Origin of the sequence: Pseudomonas brassicacearum subsp. neoaurantiaca (assembly GCF_013608025.1) — a bacterium.
Taxonomy (GTDB): Bacteria; Pseudomonadota; Gammaproteobacteria; order Pseudomonadales; family Pseudomonadaceae; genus Aquipseudomonas.
Genome location: NZ_VDLV01000013.1, coordinates 147,841 through 166,915, shown reverse-complemented (window position 1 = coordinate 166,915; position 19,075 = coordinate 147,841). Strand labels below are relative to the sequence as shown.

General features: G+C 62.6%; 16 protein-coding genes. 8 read left to right on the top strand and 8 right to left on the bottom strand.

Annotated features, from left to right (window positions below; translation table 11 throughout):
* Window positions 1-5 precede the first annotated feature (5 nt).
* From FHK92_RS11665 to FHK92_RS11640, 6 genes are all read right to left on the bottom strand, one after another.
* Window positions 6-473: a chemotaxis protein CheW gene (locus FHK92_RS11665; RefSeq protein WP_181288200.1), complete on the bottom strand. Its 468-nt coding sequence runs from the start codon at window positions 471-473 to the stop codon at window positions 6-8.
* Window positions 466-6,384, bottom strand: a complete 5,919-nt coding sequence (locus FHK92_RS11660) for an Hpt domain-containing protein (RefSeq protein WP_181288199.1) — start codon at window positions 6,382-6,384, stop codon at window positions 466-468. Before FHK92_RS11660 ends, FHK92_RS11665 begins: the two co-directional genes overlap by 8 nt.
* A 203-nt stretch (window positions 6,385-6,587) precedes the next feature.
* A complete protein-coding gene (locus FHK92_RS11655; protein WP_181288198.1) occupies window positions 6,588-8,648 on the bottom strand; it encodes a methyl-accepting chemotaxis protein in 2,061 nt (686 codons plus the stop codon).
* 157 nt (window positions 8,649-8,805) lie between these two features.
* Window positions 8,806-9,345 carry a chemotaxis protein CheW gene (locus FHK92_RS11650; RefSeq protein WP_181288197.1) on the bottom strand — a complete coding sequence of 180 codons (540 nt, stop codon included), beginning with the start codon at window positions 9,343-9,345 and terminating at the stop codon, window positions 8,806-8,808.
* Window positions 9,346-9,355: 10 nt separating this feature from the next.
* A complete protein-coding gene (gene pilH, locus FHK92_RS11645) occupies window positions 9,356-9,718 on the bottom strand; it encodes a twitching motility response regulator PilH (protein ID WP_181288196.1) in 363 nt (120 codons plus the stop codon).
* Between the two features lie 44 nt (window positions 9,719-9,762).
* Window positions 9,763-10,194, bottom strand: coding sequence for a response regulator (locus FHK92_RS11640; RefSeq protein WP_181288195.1), 432 nt, complete (start codon window positions 10,192-10,194; stop codon window positions 9,763-9,765).
* Window positions 10,195-10,418: 224 nt separating this feature from the next.
* Between FHK92_RS11640 and gshB the strand changes: the two genes are divergently transcribed.
* The 7 genes from gshB (at window position 10,419) to FHK92_RS11605 (ending at window position 16,469) form a co-directional block, all read left to right on the top strand.
* Window positions 10,419-11,390: a glutathione synthase gene (gene gshB, locus FHK92_RS11635; protein WP_181288194.1), complete on the top strand. Its 972-nt coding sequence runs from the start codon at window positions 10,419-10,421 to the stop codon at window positions 11,388-11,390.
* A gap of 96 nt (window positions 11,391-11,486) precedes the next feature.
* Window positions 11,487-12,383 (top strand): energy transducer TonB, encoded by an 897-nt coding sequence (locus FHK92_RS11630; RefSeq protein WP_181288193.1) that lies wholly within the window; start codon window positions 11,487-11,489, stop codon window positions 12,381-12,383.
* A 193-nt stretch (window positions 12,384-12,576) separates the two neighbouring features.
* Window positions 12,577-13,146, top strand: coding sequence for a YqgE/AlgH family protein (locus FHK92_RS11625; protein ID WP_181288192.1), 570 nt, complete (start codon window positions 12,577-12,579; stop codon window positions 13,144-13,146).
* Window positions 13,146-13,583, top strand: a complete 438-nt coding sequence (gene ruvX, locus FHK92_RS11620) for a Holliday junction resolvase RuvX (RefSeq protein ID WP_181288191.1) — start codon at window positions 13,146-13,148, stop codon at window positions 13,581-13,583. The genes FHK92_RS11625 and ruvX overlap by 1 nt, the downstream gene beginning before the upstream one ends.
* Before the next feature lie 82 nt (window positions 13,584-13,665).
* Window positions 13,666-14,172 (top strand): bifunctional pyr operon transcriptional regulator/uracil phosphoribosyltransferase PyrR, encoded by a 507-nt coding sequence (gene pyrR, locus FHK92_RS11615; RefSeq protein WP_181288190.1) that lies wholly within the window; start codon window positions 13,666-13,668, stop codon window positions 14,170-14,172.
* 24 nt (window positions 14,173-14,196) lie between these two features.
* Complete coding sequence (locus FHK92_RS11610) at window positions 14,197-15,201, top strand: aspartate carbamoyltransferase catalytic subunit (protein ID WP_003177495.1); 1,005 nt, start codon at window positions 14,197-14,199, stop codon at window positions 15,199-15,201.
* Complete coding sequence (locus FHK92_RS11605; RefSeq protein ID WP_181288189.1) at window positions 15,198-16,469, top strand: dihydroorotase; 1,272 nt, start codon at window positions 15,198-15,200, stop codon at window positions 16,467-16,469. The genes FHK92_RS11610 and FHK92_RS11605 overlap by 4 nt, the downstream gene beginning before the upstream one ends.
* Window positions 16,470-16,593: 124 nt before the next feature.
* Here FHK92_RS11605 and FHK92_RS11600 read toward each other — a convergent pair whose 3' ends face one another.
* Window positions 16,594-17,022 carry an NINE protein gene (locus tag FHK92_RS11600; RefSeq protein WP_181288188.1) on the bottom strand — a complete coding sequence of 143 codons (429 nt, stop codon included), beginning with the start codon at window positions 17,020-17,022 and terminating at the stop codon, window positions 16,594-16,596.
* 248 nt (window positions 17,023-17,270) lie between these two features.
* Here FHK92_RS11600 and FHK92_RS11595 point away from each other — a divergent pair, with 248 nt between their 5' ends.
* The gene (locus FHK92_RS11595) at window positions 17,271-17,882 is read left to right on the top strand and encodes a C40 family peptidase (RefSeq protein ID WP_181288187.1); all 612 of its coding nucleotides are present in this window, start codon (window positions 17,271-17,273) and stop codon (window positions 17,880-17,882) included.
* Between the two features lie 127 nt (window positions 17,883-18,009).
* On the opposite strand, the gene FHK92_RS11590 is transcribed toward FHK92_RS11595, so the two are convergent.
* Window positions 18,010-19,044: a type IV pilus twitching motility protein PilT gene (locus FHK92_RS11590; RefSeq protein WP_030137909.1), complete on the bottom strand. Its 1,035-nt coding sequence runs from the start codon at window positions 19,042-19,044 to the stop codon at window positions 18,010-18,012.
* Window positions 19,045-19,075 lie beyond the last annotated feature (31 nt).

Genomic DNA, 19,075 nt, shown 5'->3' with positions numbered 1-19,075 from the left:
CGGACTCACTGACTGACCAGCCCCGCAGCAATCACCAACTCTTCCATCGCCAGCAGATCCGGCACCTTCGCCACGTGCTCCCCAACCTGCACCGCCGCCTGCTCCAGCCCGCACAGCGGCACGTCGACGTAGCTCAACTGGCTGTCGAGCTTGCAGGAACGTGGAATACCTTGGACCAGCAAGGCGATGAAGCGTAGTTCCGGGCGCCCGCCCAGGGCGTTGAGCACGACGATGCGGGCGCGCTCGCCGATGACGGTTTTCTGGCCGCAGGCCGACTCGAAGCTCAGCAACGGGATTTGTCGTTCGCGCCAGCTCACCCATCCCAGGAACCACGGTGGCGTGTCCATATCGAAGGCGCTGCGCTGATAGTCGATCAGCTCGGCCACCGCTACGTTGGGCAAGATCAGATGACGATCGGCCAATGGCAGCAACAGCCCGGTAAGGTGGCTGGTACGAGGGTGGAAGTCATGCATGGGTCTTGCTCCAGTACGCGATGCTGTCGAGCAGCACCGATTCCTGGTACGGCTTGCCCAGGTAGTCATTGACGCCGATGGCCATGGCGCGGTCGCGGTGTTTCTGGCCGGTGCGGGAGGTGATCATGATGATCGGCAGGTGCGCCAGGCGTGGGTCGTTGCGCACTTGCGTGGCGACTTCGAAGCCGTCCATGCGCGGCATCTCGATGTCGAGCAGCATCAGGTCCGGTGAGTGTTCGGCCAACAGCGCCATGGCATCCACGCCGTCCTTGGCGGTGAGAACGTGCATGCCATGGCGCTCCAGCAGCCGGCTGGTGACCTTGCGCACCGTCACGGAGTCGTCCACCACCAGCACCAGCAGCGGCCGTTGCGGTTCGTCCTCGCCTTCAGTCGGCACGTCGCGACGCGGTACCTGGTGAGGCAAGGCGCGGATCGGTGCCAGCAGGTCGAGAATCAACACCACCCGACCGTCTCCCAGGATCGTCGCCCCGGACAAGCCGCGCACCGCCGAAAACTGCGGGCCAAGGCTCTTGACCACAATCTCGCGGGTACCGGTGGTGGCGTCGACCTGAACCGCGACATGCCGCTCATTGCATTGCACCAGCAACACCGGCAAGGGTTGGCTCTGGCCCAATAGTTTCGGGCGGGCACCGGTTTTCAGCAGCTCGCCCAGGTAACACAATTCATAGCGTTGCCCGGCGTAGGTGTAGGTCGGCGGATCGAGCTGGTAGTAGCCATCCAGTTCAGCCGGCAACACCCGGACGATGCTTTCGATGGTATTCAACGGAATCGCGTATTGGTCTTCGTGGCACTGCACCATCAGCGCCCGGTTGACCGCTACGGTGAACGGCAGGCGGATGCGAAAATGCACACCCTGCCCTGGCGTGGAGTCGATGGACATGCTCCCGCCCAATTGCCGAACTTCCTCGTGGACCACGTCCATGCCGACGCCACGCCCTGAAATCTGAGTGATTTTTTCCGCCGTGGAAAAGCCTGGCTGGAGGATGAACTGCAACACGTCACGGTCACTGATATCGCTGTCGTGCGCCAGCAGGCCGCGCTTGATCGCCTTGCGTCGCACCGCGTCCAACGGCACACCGGCGCCATCGTCACGGATGTCGAAAATGATGTCGCCGCCCTCTCGGGACAAATCGAGGCTGATGCGCCCACGGGCCGGCTTGCCGGCGGCGATGCGCACGTCAGCCGGCTCCAGGCCATGGTCGACGGCGTTGCGCAACATATGCTCCAAAGGCGCGGCCATGCGTTCAAGCACGTTGCGGTCCATCTCGCCCTCGGCATTGTCGACCACGAATTCGACGTCCTTGCCCAGCTCCTGGGCCACTTGGCGAACGATGCGCTTGAGGCGCGGCAGCATGCGCTCGAACGGCACCATGCGCGTACGCACCAGGCCTTCTTGCAGTTCGGTGTTGATGCGCCCTTGCTGTTGCAGCAGGTTTTCCGCGTCGTGATTGCTGCGGTCGAGGGTTTCCTTGAGGTCGAGCAAATCCGAGGCCGACTCGAACAATGCCCGGGACAACTGTTGCAGTTGCGAATGGCGGTCCATTTCCAGCGGGTCGAACTCCTCGTAGCCCAGGCGCTCGGCGTCCACCTGTTGACGGCTGAGGATCCGTCCCTGGGTTTCGGTATCGAGGCGCCGCAACTGGTCACGCATGCGCTCGATGGTGGTTTCCATTTCACCCAGCGCCACGCGCGCGTCGTTGACCTGTTGTTCGATGCGCCCTCGGAAAATTGAAGTTTCCCCGGCGAGGTTCACCAGGTCATCGAGCAGTTCGGCGGACACCTTGACCATGTCCGCACCGTCGCTCGGCACAGCGGGCTCAGGTCGCGCGGGCAGCGTTGGCGATGGGGTGATTGGCGTCGCGACAGCGTCCTCTGACACCTCGCTCGCCTGTGGATGGTTGACCGCCTGGATCCGCGCAATCAGCCGGTCACCGGGCGGGCACGGTTGGCCGGCGCGAACGGCGTCGAGCATTTGTGCCAGACGATCATGGCCGCTCTGCACCAGCGTAAACAGCGCCGGGCTCGGTTGCAGCAATCCTGTCGACAACCCTTCATAAAGGTTTTCCAGCTCATGGGCGAGGTCGCCGATGGGCGCGATTTCGACCATTCGCGCGCCGCCCTTGAGGGTGTGCAGGTCGCGCAGCAGGGTTTCCACGGCCTGGCGGTTCGACGGATCCTCCTGCCAGCGCAGCAGCGCCGCGCCGGAACTGTCGAGGATGTCGAAGCCTTCTTCGAGGAAGATTTCCAGGAGTTCGGGGTCATGGCCGGCCCCGTCGCCTTGGGGAGGCTGCGGCAACTCAATGGTATTCGGCTTGTCCTGGCGGAACCGGTGCAGGGCGTCGATCAGCGCGACGGGGTCGCCCAACGGTTGTCCTTGCTGCAACTGCCCAAGCAACAGGTCGAGGCGCTCGTGGCTGTTGTTGAGTAGCTGCGCCAGCTCCTCGCTGTAGCTGTAGCGGCGGTCCACAAGCCCTTCATACAGATTTTCCAATTCTTGGGCCAGGTCGCACACCGGGCGGATATCGGCCATGCGCGCGCCGCCCTTGAGAGTATGCAAATCCCGCTGCAGCGATGACAGCGGCGCGCCGTTGTCGGGGTCCGCCAGCCAACGCTGCAGGGCTTGGGCAGCGCTTTCGAGGATGTCCTGCGCTTCTTCGAGGAAGATCGAAGCGATGTCATCGTCCACGGACGTATTGACGCTCGCGCCGTGTTCCATTTCTGCCGTCGCCTGGCCCAGCTCGCGAATGCTCAGGGTGCGACTGCCGTCGCTGCGAATCAGCCCCGTGGCGGCCGGATCGAGACTTTCCTGGAGCAGCGTGCGAAGAGCCTGCACCCGCTCGGGTTGGGAACGCACATCCTGCCCGGCCGCGAGTTCGTCGAGCATATCGATCAACGCTTCATGGGCGCGTTGCGCTTCCTGGAAGAATGCGTCGCTGACCGCCAAACTGCTCTCTTCGACCGCGCCATAAAGGTCGAGCAAGGCTTCGCAAAGTTCATCCACCGGGTGCAGGTCGGCCAGATGCGCGCCTTCGCCCAGGGTGGTCAACTCGTCGAGCAACGCGCTGAGTTCCTGGCCTTCGCCAGGGTGTTGTTGCCAGCGCTGCAGCAGGCTTTCAGCATCCAGCAGGATGTCCATGCCCTGGGCCAGGAAGTTGCTGATCAACTGCGGATCACGCTTGGTCCGCGCGCCTTGGTCCGGTGTGCCGAGGACCGCTTGCAGGCGCTCGGTCATCAATGCCTTGGCCCGCTGGACAAGGTCGGCGGCACCTGGGATTGGCGCCAGCGGCTCGCTGTGCAGTTGACGCAGCCCTCGTCGCAACAACCCTTCGCCTTCGAGCAGTAGTTCCACCTCATCCAGGTCCAGGGCGATCAGGTGCGCCTTGTATTCCCGGGCCAGTTCGTCCAGCGCCCCGGCGAGTTCGGCAATGGGCTGCACGCCAGCCATGGAGGCGCTGCCCTTGAGCGTGTGCAAGGCACGTTGCAGTTCGTCGTTGGCCTGCAGTGGAAGGTGTTCGGCGGCCTGGTCGAGGAAGCGATTGAGCGCGGCGAGGTGCCCTTGGGCTTCGTTGTCGAATATCTTCAGCAACAGCGGGTCAAGCGCCGCCACGTCCTGTTCATCGTCCTCTTCGGCATCGCCGCCCTTGGCGAGCGCGTGGGCGCGAGCGGCCAGGCGGTCGACATCGTCACGCTGGCGCTGGTGATGAGCAGCAAATTCAGCGACCAGCGCCGGCAGCAATTGCACCGTCTCGTCAACCAGCTGCCGGACCGAAGCGCCCGGCTCGACGCTGCGTTCCAGCACGCGATTGAGCAGGTTTTCCACCGCCCAGGCCAATTCCCCCAACACCAGCGCCCGGACCATCCGGCCACTGCCCTTGAGGGTATGGAAAGCCCGCCGCAGCTCTGTCAGGGCGCCGTGATCGTCGGGGTCGGTCGTCCAGCGCGGCAGGTATTCATGCAGGACATCCAATACTTCGTCGGTTTCCTCGAGGAACACCTCGCGCAGTTCATCGTCCACCGGGCTTTCATCCACCGGTGGCGGCAGCAGGCTACCCGGCATGTTCCTCGCCGGCGGGTTGACCGCCGAGACCGGGTTGGCCAGGACTTCAGCCAATGACTGCACGGTCTGGGGATCGTCCAGCTCCTGCAGATCCTGCATGACCTGGGCTTCGTTGGGGCTCAGTACATCATCGAGCAACGGGACGCGGGCTTCGTCAGGGAAATAACCGAGGATGCCCAGGCTGCGCTCGACCCCGTCCAACAGGCTCTCGGCGGGTTTCAGCGGGTCTTCGCCCAAGCGTTCCAGGTAATATTCCAGGCCGCTGATCACATCGGCCAGGTGATCGAGTTCCTCCCACCCCGGCTGGGCATGCTCGAGCAGCAAGTGCTCGCGGATAAAATCGTTGCACGCCTCCACCAGCCTGGCGGCACGGCTCAACGGAATCATCGCCAGCGCGCCGCGCACCTGGGTCAGCAGCGCGGGCATGTCCATGAGCTGCTCGCTGTTCCAGTCGGCGTCGATGTAGTCGACGATCATGTCCTTGGTCTGTTGCAGGCAGGTGTGGGCTTCCTTGATGACGATCTGGTGGATCTGGGTCAGGTCGATGGTCGGCAGGTGATTGTCTTCGCGGCTTTCAGGTTCGACGGTGCCGACCATGCCGGCCAGCGTCGCCTCGACATAGAGCAAGGCACCGGCGACATCCATCAGCGTCGCATCGTCAGGCTCGCGCTGGCCCTGGGCGAGGCTCAGCACCACGGCCAACTGATCGATGATGACTTTGCGCGGCTGGCCAAACCCCAGCACCGCCAACGTGTCAGCGATTTGCCGCAGGGGCGCCAGCAGGCTGTCCAGTTCCGAGGCATGCTGGCGATCGCTGCGCACGAACAGGTCCAGCCGCTCCTTGACCCGGACCAACTCCTCGCACAATGCGGCAAGGACCGAGCGCATGGCATCGCGATCGGGCCCGGCTAGGCGCGCGCGTTCTTCGTCGACCATGGCGCTGTCGGGCAGCGCATCGTCCAGTGAGTAGCGTTCTTTCATGATTTGCATCTGCCCGCTGGGATGTTCGGCCTTGGCAATATAGAACAACAGGCTCTTGAGCAGGTGTGGCGGGGCCGGCTGATTGATGCCGGATATGCCTTGTTCCAGCAAGCGCTTGAGTTCCTTGTCGGCATCCTTGAACAGGCTGCGCAGCGCCGGGCTGTTGGCGATACGCCCGTCCCGCATGCCTTCGACCAGCGCCGAGGCGACTTGCCACAACGCATTGAGCGGCGCTCCGGCGCACAGTGCTTCGAGACGATGGAAGACCTTGGCCAGATAACCGAGGTGAGTGACGTCGTCCTGCTCACGCAGCAATCCCACCAGCGCGACCTGCAGGCTCTGGCGCAATTTGCGCAAGGTATTCGGCAGGTCGGCCGGTTCGAGCCGCTTCAAGGCGTCATCGTCGAGCGGCGCGATGTCTGGCAGTTCCGGGCTGAACAGGCGGGTCTCGGACAACAGGCCTTCGCCGCGGGCGCTGCGCAAGTCGTTGATCAATGGCAGTACCACCAACGGCAGGTCGCGGCGGGCACCGTGCACGCGATCAAGGTAAGCCGGCAGTTGGCCCAGCGCCTGGCGCAACAGGCTGATGGCCTCGTCGCGGTGGACGATACGGTTGTCCTGCAGGGCGATGCACAGTTGTTCCATTTCCTCGGCGAGCAGCGCCGCGCCATAGAACTCGACCATCTGCAGGCCGCCATGGACTTGATGGATGCAGGCCAGGCACTGGCCGAGGGCATCCGCTGCCTGCGGATCGTCCACCAGGCGGTTGAGGGCCAGATGGGCCTGCTTCAGCGTTTCGGCAATCTCGCCCTTGACCCATTCCAAGGCCACATAGTCGTGCCGATCACCCATAACCACTCCAAATCAACAGTCGTTTGCTGAAGTGCAAATCAGCTCGTGTGGCGAGGGAGCTTGCTCCCGCTGGGCCGGTCCGACGCCTCGGGCGCAGCGCCCCCAAGAATTTTATGAGCGCTGCGCGCTCAAGCGGGAGCAAGCTCCCTCGCCACAAAAGCCTCCTCGCAACCTGCCCTTTTCCAATATGCAGAGCTGGTCAGTCACTGCTTGTCCTCATCGCCAGCCGGCACCGCCGGCAAGGTGAACCCCGACACCGAGCGGCGCAGTTGGCTGGCCATTTTCGCCAGGTTGCCGATGCTCTCTGCAGTGGCGGTGGAGCCCGAGGACGTTTGCGAGGTGATCTGCTGGATCACGTTCATGGTCAAGGAAATCTGCCCCGCCGAGGTGGTCTGTTGCTGCGCCGCGTTGGAAATACTCTGGATCAACGCCGCCAGGGTCTTGGACACGCCTTCGATTTCTTCCAGGGCGACGCCGGCGTCCTGGGCCAGCCGGGCGCCGCGCACCACCTCGGTGGTGGTCTGCTCCATGGAAATCACCGCCTCGTTGGTATCGGCCTGGATCGCCCGCACCAGGGTCTCGATCTGCCGCGTCGCCGCGGAAGAACGCTCGGCCAGGCGCTGCACTTCATCGGCCACCACCGCAAAACCGCGCCCGGCATCGCCGGCCATGGACGCCTGGATCGCGGCGTTGAGCGCCAGGATGTTGGTCTGGTCGGCGATGTCGTCGATCAGGCTGACGATGTCGCCGATTTCCTGGGACGACTCGCCCAGGCGCTTGATGCGCTTGGCGGTGTCCTGGATCTGCTCGCGAATGTTGTCCATGCCATGAATGGTGTTGTGCACCACCTCGTTGCCCTTGTTGGCAATTTCCACGGAACGCTCGGCCACCGCCGACGATTCAGCGGCATTGGCCGATACCTGGTCGATGGACTGGGCCATTTCATTGATTGAAGTCGAAGCTTCGGAAATTTGCTGGGCCTGGTGTTCGGACGCCTGGGCCAGGTGCATCGCCGTGGCCTGGGTTTCCTGCACGGCGGCGGCGACTTGGCCGGCGGTGAGGTTGATCGTCGCCACCAGATCGCGCAGTTGGTCCACCGAATAATTGATGGAATCGGCGATGGTCCCGGTGAAATCCTCGGTGACCGAGGCGGTGACAGTCAGGTCGCCGTCGGCCAGGTCTTCGATTTCGTCCAGCAAGCGCATGATCGCGTTCTGGTTGCGCTCGTTCTTCTCCGCCGTTTCGCGCAATTGGCGGTTGGTTTCGCGGACCATCACCAGGCCGATGAGGATGATCGACATCAGCGCCAGCAGGCCCAGCACATAACCGCCAATGGTGTTGACGGAGCGCCCTCCCGCGAGGTTTTCAAAGGCCGAAGCCAGGTGCGAGGCTTCATCGAGCAGAGTTTGCGACAGATTGAAGATGTTGCCCGCCGATTCGCGGACCTTGAACAGTTCCGGGGAGGTCTCGAGGATTTCATCCACCGAGCCCGAGACGAACTCGAACAGCTCACTGATTTCGCTCAGGCGCGCCCGGGCATCGCGGTCCTGCACCTTGGAAATCTTCAGGGTCGGGTCGCCTTGCAGCATGCCGTTGAGCACCTGGCCGAACCGCGCGGCATCACGACCGAACGTATCGGCGGCCTGGCTGGCGTTCTCGTCCCCCGCCAACACGGTATTCACCGCGCCGAGAATCCGCTCGGCCAACAGCGACTGACGCTGGGCCATGGCCACCTGGGGGGCCGGCGCGCCACGTTGCAGGAGGATTTCGACGACTTTCTCGTATTCGACTTGCAGTTGCGGCACGGTTTCGGCCAGCGTCGCCGCGACCTGATGCAGCGACAAGACGGTTTGCTCGCTGGAAAGAATCGCATCGGTGTTCTTGAGCAGGCGCTCCCAATCCAGCTGCACGGCGCGCATTTGCGGACGCAGGGTGGCGGGCGCAGGCGGCAGGCCAGTCACCGGATCGCCCTGCTTCAGGTAACCCCAGCGCTGGGCAAAATCATTGCGCGCATCGCTCAGCAATTTGAACGCGGCGGCCTTGCCGGCGGCGGCCTCGGTGGCGTTCTTGGCAATGCGCTGGGACAACACCCGCAGCTCACCGGCGTGGCCGATGTATTGCTTGTCATAGGTGGACTGGATGTTGAGGTACGCGAAATTGGCGAACAACAGCATGATGAAGACAATCAGCGCGACGAACAGCACGATGATCTGCGAACGACTGCGCGACGCTTCCAGTGGCTTGCCTGTTTTTGCTTTGATCATCGGTTCTCGCCTGTGCTGCTCAAGGCCCCAACTCGCCGCCGCCCCAATGTGGGAGCGAGCTTGCTCGCGATAGCGCCGGTACAGCTTGCATCAATGTTGGCTGCGCTGGCCCAATCGCGAGCAAGCTCGCTCCCACAATGGCCCGCGTTGCCCGCTCTCAAACCGCCACATCCATGAACCCCGATGAGCGGGCCAGGGCAAACGGGCTGAACACCTGCCACCGCCGCTCGCCATCAAACCGGCCCTGGACGAACGCCAGCTCCGGGCCATCCAGGTCATTCGACGGGCTCGATTCCAGGCTGTCGCGGGCAAAATGCTGCAGACCGAGCACTTCATCCACCAGCAAACCGGCGAACACTTCTTCATGATCCACCACCAGCACCCGCCGTTGCTTGCGCACGCTGGACAGTTCATGGCCGAAGAAACCGCACAGATCCATCAACGGCAGCAAACGCCCGCGCAGGTTAGCCACTCCGCGAACCCATGGCTTGACCCCGGGCAAAGGCGTGTGACGCGGCTCGTGCAGCACTTCGCTGACTTCACCCATGGGCGCCACGAACCAGTGTTCACCCAGGCGAAAGCCGATGCCGCTCCAGGTGTCGCGGTGGACCGGTTGGGACGGCAGGTCCGCGCCCAGCGAACGACAGCGCCGATCGATCCGCAGCAACAGCTCGAAAGCGGTCAGGGATTGGCTCATGGCCGTGTGTTCAACCCAGTACTTTGTTCAGGGTTGCGATCAAGGTGTCTTCGTCCACCGGTTTGGTCAGGTAATCCTTCGCGCCCTGGCGGGTGCCCCAGACTTTGTCGGTTTCCTGGTCCTTGGTGGTGATGATGATCACCGGAATGTGCCCGGTATCCGGATCCTTGGTCAGTTGGCGAGTGGCCTGGAACCCGTTGAGGCCGGGCATGACGATGTCCATCAATACCGCGTCGGGTTTTTCCTGGCGGGCCAGTGCCACGCCATCGGCGCCGTTCTCAGCCTTTAGAACCTGATGCCCGTGCTTTTCCAGCATGCCGGTCAGTTTGTACATTTCAGTCGGCGAATCATCGACGATCAGAACTCGTGCCATGGTGTTCCCCATTTTCTGTAGACCTCGGGCCCGCAGGCCGAGCGTCATGAGTGTGCCTGGTGCGGCTGGACAGCGGAAAAGCCCGGGACATGGGCTTGTATCGCGCCCAGCAATTCTTCCTTGCTGAAAGGCTTGGTCAGAAACTGATCGGAGCCGACGATGCGCCCCTTGGCCTTGTCGAACAGGCCATCGCGGGACGACAGCATGATCACTGGCGTGGCCTTGAAGGCCCCGTTGTTCTTGATCAAGGCGCAGGTCTGGTAACCGTCCAGGCGCGGCATCATGATGTCGACAAAGATAATGCCTGGATGATGGTCGACGATCTTGGCCAGCGCATCGAAGCCGTCGACCGCCGTGATCACCTCGCAACCGACGTTGCGCAGCAGGGTTTCGGCGGTGCGGCGGATGGTCTTCGAGTCGTCGATAACCATGACCTTCAAGGCGCTGGGTTGCTGCTGCGTAAATTGCTCTGCCATTGCCACTGCGAACCGGTTTTTAACGCGTAAGTGTGAACGACAGCGCAAACCCTTGATGTTCAAGGCCCGCACGTCACATGGCAGCCTTTTTAGCACAGTCTCCATCGCCGATCTATCAGCCGCTCGGCACGGTGGTTTTTCCTTGACCGCCAATCTTCCGGGCGCCACTCTGACGCCACTTTTTCAAGCCATTTGTGCCCATCGAAATTATGAGGAACCAAGCCATGAGCGTACGCGTCGGCATTGTCATGGACCCAATCGCCAGCATTTCCTACAAGAAGGATAGCTCGCTGGCCATGCTGCTGGCCGCTCAGAAGCGCGGCTGGGAACTGTTCTACATGGAGCAGCGCGACCTCTACCAGGCCGAAGGCCAGGCCCGGGCGCGGATGAAACCGCTGAAAGTCTTCGCCAACCCGGAGAAATGGTTCGAACTGGGTGACGAAAGCGACGCGCTGCTGAGCGACCTGGACGTGATCCTGATGCGCAAGGATCCGCCGTTCGACATGGAGTTCGTGTACTCGACCTATCTGCTGGAACAGGCCGAAAGCGCTGGCGTGCTGGTGGTCAACAAGCCGCAGAGCCTGCGCGACTGCAATGAAAAGCTGTTCGCCACGCTGTTCCCGCAATGCACGCCGCCGACCATCGTCAGCCGTCGTCCGGACGTGTTGCGTGAATTCGCCGATCATCACGGCGACGTGATCCTCAAGCCGCTGGATGGCATGGGCGGCTCTTCGATCTTCCGCCACACCGCCGGCCACCCGAACCTGTCGGTGATCCTGGAAACCCTGACCTTGCATGGCAAGCAGCAGATCATGATCCAGGGCTACCTGCCGGCCATCGTTGACGGCGACAAACGCATCCTGATGATCGACGGCGAACCCGTGGATTATTGCCTCGCGCGCATCCCGGCGGCCGGCGAAACCCGTGGCAACCTGGCGGCCGGTGGTCGTGGCGAAGCCCGTCCGCTGACCGACAAGGACCGCTGGATCGCCGCCCAGGTCGGCCCGACGCTGCGGGAAAAAGGCCTGCTGTTCGTCGGCCTGGACGTGATCGGCGAGCACCTGACGGAAATCAACGTCACCAGCCCGACCTGCATCCGCGAGATCGACAATGCCTTCGGCACCGACATTGGCGGGATGCTGATGGATGCCATCGAGAAGCAGCTCCAAGCGGCAAGCCACAAGCGGCAAGTTTGATGCAGTTTGTCGCTTGCCGCTTGAGGCTTGAAGCTAAAAACCAACATTGCGTTATCATGCCCGGCCTGTGAAACCCGCGATGTTGGTTTTTTTGTCATGACACTCCCGTCCGATCTGCCCCTAGAGCTCGCCCATCGTGGCGTGCGCCCGGCTGATCGTCTCGGTTTTACCCTGTTCCTGGCGGCGCTGACCCACCTGGCCGTGCTGCTGGGCGTCGGCTTCGCCACGGTCGAACCCAAGCAGATCAGCCAGACCCTGGAAATTACCCTGGCGACGTTCAAGAGCGAGACCAAGCCCAGGAAGGCCGACTTCCTCGCCCAGGAAAACCAGCAAGGCAGCGGCACCCTGGAAAAGAAAGCGACCCCCAAGACCACCGAGATCGCGCCGTTCCAGGACAACAAAGTCCAGAAGATCACGCCACCGCCGGCCGCCAAGCCGGAGGTTCAAGAGACGGCGCCCAAGGCTGCCGTGACCACCGTGGCGCCGAAGCCGAAAAAGGCCCCGGTCAAGGAAGAGGTCAAGCCCGATCCGAAGCCCAAGGCACCGGAGCCGACCTTCGACAGCTCACAGCTTTCCAGCGACATCGCCAGCCTGGAAGCCGAATTGGCCCAGGAACAGCAACTGTACGCCAAGCGTCCGCGCATTCACCGCCTCAGTGCCGCCTCGACCATGCGCGACAAGGGTGCCTGGTACAAGGACGAGTGGCGCAAGAAGGTCGAGCGCATCGGCAATCTCAATTACCCCGAAGAAGCCCGGCGCAAACAGATCTACGGCAACCTGCGGCTAATGGTCTCGATCAACCGCGACGGTTCGCTGTACGAGGTGCTGGTGCTCGAATCCTCCGGCCAACCCTTGCTGGACCAGGCCGCCCAGCGGATCGTGCGTCTGGCCGCGCCGTTCGCGCCGTTTACCGGCGACTTGTCGGACATCGACCGTCTGGAAATCATCCGCACCTGGAAGTTCGCCCGGGGTGATCGGCTTTCCAGTAACTGAGCCACCGCCAATCTTTCAGCCGTAATAGATATCCCTGTGGGAGCGAGCTTGCTCGCGATAGCCATCGAGCATTCAGCATAGATGGCGACTGACACACCGCATCGCGAGCAAGCTCGCTCCCACAGGGGTTCGGTGACAGTCTCAGGCATTTCCCGGCTTGTCAGTTCGCCCCCGCGCCGCCACACTAGCGCCTATGAAAAACGTCAGCCCCACCTACCTCAAGCATCATTTCCTGATCGCCATGCCGCACATGGCCGATCCGAACTTTGCCCACACCTTGACCTACATCGTCGAGCACACGGCCAATGGGGCCATGGGATTGGTGGTCAACCGCCCGCAGGAGCTGAACCTGGCGGACATCCTTGAGCAATTGCGCCCCGAGGTCGAGCCGCCACTGCTGTGCCAGCACGTACCGATTTTCATCGGCGGCCCGGTGCAGACCGATCGCGGCTTCGTGCTCCACCCGTCGGGTCCTAAATTCCAGGCCACCGTCGATCTGGACGGCGTGTCGCTGTCCACCTCCCAGGACGTGCTGTTTGCCATCGCCGACGGCGTCGGCCCGGAAAAAAGCCTGATCGCCCTCGGCTATGCCGGTTGGGAACCCGGACAACTGGAAGCCGAACTGGCCGACAACGCCTGGCTGACCTGCCCGTTCGACTCCGACATCCTGTTCAACACCAGCAGCGAACTGCGCCTGGAAGCGGCGGCCAGTCGGTTGGGGGTCAATCTCAGCCTGCTCACCAGCCAGGCAGGACACGCCTGATGGCCCTGCGCCTGCTGCTGGGCTTCGATTACGGCACCAAACAGATCGGCGTTGCGGTCGGCCAGGTCATTACCGGCCAGGCCCGCGAGTTGTGCACCTTGAAGGCGCAGAATGGCGTTCCGGACTGGAACCAGGTCGAAGCGCTGATTAAGGAATGGAAACCCGACGCCGTGGTGGTCGGCCTGCCGCTGAACATGGACGGCACGCCCAGCGACATGTGCATTCGCGCGGAAAAGTTCGCCCGCCGCCTCAACGGCCGCTTCAACCTGCCCTTCTATACCCATGACGAACGCCTGACCACCTTCGAGGCCAAGGGCGAACGCCTGGTGCGCGGCGGGCAGAAAGGCAGTTACCGCGACAATCCGGTGGACGCCATCGCCGCCGCCCTGCTCTTGCAAGGCTGGCTCGATGCCAATACCGCCCTGTTCGAAACCTGATTTTTGAAAGCGCCGCCAAGGCGCTTTCTTTTAGCGATAAGCCGAGTCACGAGCACCGACCCGCAAACCTGAAGGAGCCAGCATGAGCCTGCCCAATCCTGCCGAACTGATCAGCCAGATGGCGATCCGTCTCACGGCGCACCTGGAACAACGCGGCATCAGCGAACCGCGCTACATCGGCATCCGCACTGGCGGCGTCTGGGTTGCCCAGGCCTTGCTCGATGAATTGGGCAGCGACTCGCCGCTGGGCACGCTGGACGTGTCCTTCTACCGCGACGACTTCAGCCAGAACGGCCTGCACCCGCAAGTGCGTCCCTCGGCCCTGCCATTCGAGATCGAAGGCCAGCACCTGGTGCTGATCGACGACGTGCTGATGAGCGGCCGGACCATCCGCGCCGCCATGAACGAACTGTTCGACTATGGTCGCCCGGCCAGCGTGACGCTGGTGTGCCTGCTCGACCTGGACGCCGCCGAGCTGCCGATCCGGCCGAACGTGGTCGGCGCGACACTGGCATTGGCCGCCCACGAGCGAGTCAAGCTCGCCGGGCCGTCGCCGCTGCAACTCGAACTGCAAGACCTTGCCCTTTAACTGCCCTTGTAAGAGTCCATCGCGATGACGCCTCTCGAAACCAAGCGCCCGCTGCAGCTCAACGATCAGGGCCAGCTGCGCCACTTCCTGTCCCTCGACGGCCTGCGCCGCGAGCTGCTGACAGAAATCCTCGACACCGCCGACTCGTTCCTCGAAGTCGGCGCCCGGGCGGTGAAGAAAGTCCCGTTGCTGCGCGGCAAGACCGTGTGCAACGTGTTCTTCGAAAACTCCACCCGCACCCGCACCACCTTCGAACTGGCAGCCCAGCGGCTGTCGGCGGACGTGATCACCCTCAACGTCTCCACGTCCTCGGCGAGCAAGGGTGAAACCCTGCTCGACACCCTGCGCAACCTCGAAGCCATGGCCGCCGACATGTTCGTCGTGCGCCACGGTGACTCCGGCGCGGCGCACTTCATTGCCGAACATGTGTGCCCACAGGTGGCAATCATCAACGGCGGCGACGGCCGTCACGCCCACCCGACCCAGGGCATGCTCGACATGCTGACCATCCGTCGGCACAAGGGCAGCTTCGAGAACCTGTCGGTGGCCATCGTCGGCGATATCCTGCATTCGCGGGTGGCGCGCTCGAACATGCTCGCCCTCAAGACCCTCGGCTGCCCGGACATCCGCGTGATCGCGCCGAAAACCTTGCTGCCCATCGGCGTCGAGCAGTACGGCGTGAAGGTCTACACCGACATGACCGAAGGCCTGAAGGATGTGGACGTGGTGATCATGCTGCGCCTGCAACGCGAACGCATGACCGGCGGCCTGCTGCCGAGCGAAGGCGAGTTCTACCGCCTGTTCGGCCTGACCACCGCGCGCCTGGCCGGGGCCAAGCCGGACGCCATCGTCATGCACCCGGGACCGATCAACCGCGGCGTGGAAATCGAGTCGGCGGTGGCCGACGGGCCGCATTCGGTGATCCTCAACCAAGTGACCTACGGCATCGCCATCCGCATGGCCGTGCTGTCCATGGCCATGAGCGGGCAAACGGCCCAGCGCCAATTCGACCAGGAGAACGCCCAGTGAAGCTCAGCATTCTCGGCGCACGCGTGATCGATCCAGCCAGCGGTCTGGATCAAGTGACTGACATTCATATCGATGCCTGCAAGATCGTCGCCCTTGGCGCGGCGCCGGCAGGCTTCTCGGCAGTCGAAACCCTCGACGCCCAAGGCCTGGTCGCCGCCCCTGGCCTGGTGGACCTCAACGTTGCCCTGCGCGAGCCGGGCTACAGCCGCAAAGGCAGCATCGTCAGCGAAACCCGCGCCGCCGCTGCCGGTGGCGTGACCAGCCTGTGCTGCCCACCGCAGACCAAACCGGTGCTGGACACCTCGGCCGTCGCCGAACTGATCCTCGACCGCGCCCGCGAAGCCGGCAACACCAAGGTTTTCCCGATCGGTGCACTGAGCAAAGGCCTCGACGGCGAGCAATTGGCCGAGCTGATTGCCCTGCGTGACGCCGGTTGCGTGGCGTTCGGCAATGGCCTGAACAGTTTCCGCAACACCCGTACCCTGTGCCGTGCGCTGGAATATGCGGCGACCTTCGGCCTGACGGTGATCTTCAACTCCCAGGATCACGACTTGGCCGAAGGTGGCCTGGCCCATGAAGGCCCGACCGCCAGTTTCCTCGGCCTGCCGGGCATTCCGGAAACCGCCGAGACCGTGGCCCTGGCCCGGGACCTGCTGCTGGTGGAACAAAGCGGCGTGCGCGCCCACTTCAGCCAACTGACCAGCGCCCGTGGCGCGGCGTTGATCGCCCAGGCCCAGGCCCGTGGCTTGCCGGTGACCGCCGACGTGGCGCTGTATCAGTTGATCCTGACCGATGAGGCGCTGATTGATTTCAACAGCGTCTATCACGTCCAGCCGCCGCTGCGCACCCGTGCCGACCGCGAAGGCTTGCGCGAGGCGGTGAAGTCCGGGGTGATCTCGGCCATCTCCAGCCATCACCAGCCCCACGAGCGCGACGCCAAGTTGGCCCCGTTCGGCGCCACCGAACCGGGCATCAGCAGCGTTGAGCTGCTGTTGCCACTGGCCATGACGCTGGTGGAGGACGGTTTGCTGGATCTGCCGACCTTGCTGGCTCGCTTGAGCACAGGCCCGGCCCAGGCATTGCAGTTGCCTGTAGGGAAACTGGCCGTGGGCGCTGCGGCGGACCTGGTGCTGTTCGACCCCGCCGCGTCCACCGTGGCCGGCGAAGCCTGGCGTTCCAAGGGCGACAACTGCCCGTTCCTCGGCCATAGCCTGCCGGGTGTGGTGCGCTATACGCTGATGGATGGGCGGATTACCCACCAGGCCTGAAGAACCGCGTCGCTCCTATCGCGAGCAAGCTCGCTCCCACAGGGAATCTCGGTGAACACAGGATATGTGAACACCTCCGATCCAATGTGGGAGCGAGCTTGCTCGCGATGCAGGCGACTCGGTCTTACTGAAAAGCCCCACGCTTCTGCGCATTGCGAATCGAAACCTGATCGTTCAGCGTCCAGAAGTCATACAGCACCCCCAGGAAAAACACCCCTCCGGTCAGCAGGTAGATGATCCCGCTGAGCCACTTCCCCTGATACATGCGATGCACGCCGAAGACGCCGAGGAAAGTCAGCAGAATCCACGCCACGGTGTATTCGATAGGTCCCGGGGTGAAACGCAGATCCGCTTCGCGATCCATGCTCGGGATCAGGAACAAGTCGATCAACCAACCGATGCCCAGCAGGCCGAAGGTGCAGAACCAGATCGTGCCCGTCACCGGCTTGCCGTAATAGAAACGGTGCGCACCGGTAAAGCCGAGAATCCAGAGCAGATACCCGATCACTTTGCTATGGGTGTCACGGGTTGCGTCCTGCTGATAGCTGTTCATGAATGGCCTCATTTGCCTCGATAGAAAAATTTGTTCGGACTTTTTGTGACTTTTATGTGTCTCGCCGACAAGCGGTCCTGAGCGACTCGGACCTGTGAAACGCCCGTATTACGGGGGTCTTGTCGGACAATCGGGTCAATTGTCGCAATTGTGCGGCGTTCAGGCTGGGTTCCGGATCGACAAACGGCCCCGAAACGGCGAAAAAAGCTGTTATAAAGTTGCGCGCTAACCTTTATGAGCCCTGCCTAATGCGTCCATTTTTAAAGACATGGCTGACCATCTGCCTATTATTGCCACTGGCCGCCCACGCCACCAATCGTGAGCAACGTCTTCCCAACGTCAACGGCTACACCCCGAAATCCCATGTTTCTGCTCCAGGGAGCAAAAGCAACCCAGGCACACAGCGCCTGAGCACGACCAACAGCAAGCTGGTCCCGCCGATGGCGACCAAAGCGAGCAGCAACGTGTTGAGCCGCGCCGTCAATGTGCTGGGCACACCTTACCGCTGGGGCGGCAGCAGCCCAAGCAAAGGTTTCGATTGCAGCGGTTTGGTGAAGTACGCCTTCAACGACGCCACGTTCGACCTGCCACGCACTTCCAATGCGATGGCGGCCGGTCATGGCGAGAAAGTCGAGCGCAAGGACTTGAAGCCTGGCGACCTGATTTTCTTCAAGCTCAAGAGCCGCCGGGTCAATCATGTAGCGATCTACCTGGGCAACGACCGCTTCATCCACGCCCCACGGCGGGGCAAGTCGGTGACTATCGACACGCTGAACAAGCCGTACTGGGACGCCCACTACGTCGTTGCCAAGCGCGTGCTGCCGAAAGAGCCGGGTGCGATGCGGGTGGTTCAGCGCTGAGCCAGCATTTTTGCTGTAGCTGATGACCCCATCGCGAGCAAGCTCGCTCCCACACTAGATTTCCATTCGCTGAAAGTCCTGTGGGAGCGAGCTTGCTCGCGATGGGGCCTGCAAAAGCACCACATCTCTAAAAGTTATCCGGCGTACGCGCCCGCTCCCGCGCATGTTCGCGGCTGATCAATCCCTTGTTCACCAGATCCTTCAGGCACATATCCAGCGTCTGCATCCCCAGCGAGCCGCCGGTCTGGATCGACGAATACATCTGCGCGATCTTATCTTCCCGGATGAGATTGCGGATCGCCGAGGTGCCGAGCATGATTTCGTGCGCCGCGACCCGTCCGCCGCCGATCTTCTTGACCAGCGTTTGGGAGATCACCGCTTGTAGCGACTCCGAGAGCATCGAACGAACCATGGACTTCTCGTCGCCGGGGAACACGTCCACCACCCGGTCAATGGTTTTCGCTGCCGAAGTCGTGTGCAATGTGCCAAATACCAAATGCCCGGTTTCCGCAGCGGTCAGGGCCAGGCGGATGGTTTCCAGGTCGCGCATTTCCCCCACCAGGATCACGTCCGGGTCTTCCCGCAGTGCCGAACGCAACGCCGTGGAGAAACCTTGGGTGTCACGGTGCACCTCGCGCTGGTTGATCAGGCATTTGCGCGGTTCATGGACGAATTCGATAGGATCCTCGATGGTGAGGATGTGATGGTGCTTGTGGCTATTCAGGTAATCAATCATCGCCGCCAGGGTCGTGGACTTGCCTGACCCGGTCGGCCCGGTCACTAGCACGAGCCCGCGTGGGGCCTCGGTGATCTTGCGAAACACCTCGCCCATGCCCAGGTCTTCCATGGTCAGGACTTTCGACGGGATGGTCCGGAACACCGCCCCCGCTCCACGATTCTGGTTGAAGGCGTTGACCCGAAACCGCGCCACGCCCGGCACGTCGAAGGAGAAATCCGTTTCCAGAAATTTCTCGTAATCCACCCGTTGCCGATCGTTCATGATGTCGTAGATCAGCTCATGAACCTGTTTATGGTCCAGTGCCGGCAGGTTTATCCGTCGCACATCGCCGTCGACACGGATCATCGGCGGCAGCCCGGCGGACAGGTGCAGGTCCGACGCCCCCTGTTTGGCGCTGAAGGCCAACAGTTCAGTGATATCCATAGCGCTCCTCAATTCCAGTAGAATGCCGCGA